The organism is Mesorhizobium sp. P5_C1 (assembly GCF_054049815.1).
In genome coordinates this window covers 1-1,423 of the sequence record NZ_JBFULQ010000924.1, presented here as the reverse complement: position 1 = coordinate 1,423, position 1,423 = coordinate 1, and the positions used below count along the sequence as shown (strand labels likewise).

Genomic DNA, 1,423 nt, shown 5'->3' with positions numbered 1-1,423 from the left:
GGCGTGTCGAACCCCGCCAGGAGCATGAGGAGCGTCGTCTTGCCGGAACCGCTCGAGCCGAGCAGCGCGAAGAACTCCCCCGATGAGATGTCGAGGGTAACGTCGCTCACCGCGCACACGCTGCCATAGCGTCGGGTGACGCCTTGAAAGGAAACGGCGGGGAGTGGCTGGCCTGCCATTAGATATCCCTGCCGAGGTCGAACGGGGTGAGCACCTCGTATCCKTTTTCGGTCACGAGCACGGTATCGCCGAAGCGGGCGCCACCAATGCCGTCGACATAGGGGGCCGGCTCGACGGTAAGCACCATGCCCGGCTCAAGCACGGTCGGAGAATTGGCCTTGAGCTCGATCCCGTCCCAATCGGAGTAACCGATCCCGCGACCGGTGCGGTGCAGGAAGGGACTCTTCCAGCCCTGGCGTTCGATCACCGCCACGGCCGCGGCATGGACCTCTCCCGCCAACGCGCCAGGGCGTACTTTTGCCAATGCCGCGTCCTGAGYCTCACGCGCGACATCCACGACTTTGCGCAGGTCCGCAGGCAATGGTTTCGACCCAATGTGAAATGGCCGGTCGTAACCAATTGCGTGCCCGAAGAAGGACGGCCCGCAAAAACAGACCTGCAAGATTTCGCCCTCTCGCATTTTGCGACCGCCGCCAGCAGAATGGCAGCGCGCAGTGCGCTCGCGGCCGGCCCCCATCATTTGCATTCCCTGAACAAACGGTGACTGCTCTTCGTTGCCGTTCCACCATTGTGCAGCCCGCTCCGTCCCGGCTGTCAGAGAAGCAAGCGCTACTTTCCATTCGGGAACGCCGGGGGCGACAAGCTCACGGCAGGCCGCGAACTGGTGAGCAACGATGTCGGTGCTGCGTCGAATGACGTCGATCGCTACTGCATCCTTGCGAGCAAGCAACTCGCGCAACATCACGGTGGCGTCCTTGACGCGCTCGGCGCCAAGTGCTTGCTCGACCAACTCAATGTTTAGAGCCCATGTGGAATTGAAGTCGACGCCAATTGTGCGGGCTGTCGGTGCGATGTCTCCTACATACTTCGCGAGCGCGGCATGGTGCGTCATGGGCGCCGGCACTGGCTCTTCCCATTCGACCCATTCGATAGCCACGGGGGTGTTGCATCTCGCCCTTATCTCCTTGGCCTCGCTGCGAGGAGAGACAAAGGCCGGCGCGCCGTCCTGCAACAGGACAAACCAAATCGGCCTGCCGACGGGGAGCCCATTCAATCCGGTGAAGAAGCGAAGGTAGTCGAAGCCTGAAATGGCGAGAACGTCGATCCCGTTACGCTTCATCGAAGCTTGGGCCCGTTCAATGCGATTGCGGTAATCCGCATCGGTGGGAAAAGTGAGCCTGGAATTCGCTGGGTTCTCGATCATGGCGTTCTCTGAATTCTCGTGTGTGGCGCTGACCAACTG

The 1,423-nt window shown here is 61.5% G+C and carries 2 protein-coding genes; both read right to left on the bottom strand.

What is annotated here, in order from left to right; all coding sequences use genetic code 11:
* The coding region (locus ACXJ7R_RS32645) for an ATP-binding cassette domain-containing protein (RefSeq protein ID WP_457155397.1) at positions 1-179 on the bottom strand (179 nt) is incomplete at its 3' end.
* Positions 179-1,423: M24 family metallopeptidase (locus ACXJ7R_RS32640; protein WP_457155396.1), on the bottom strand; the 1,245-nt coding region annotated here is incomplete at its 5' end. The genes ACXJ7R_RS32640 and ACXJ7R_RS32645, both read right to left, overlap by 1 nt.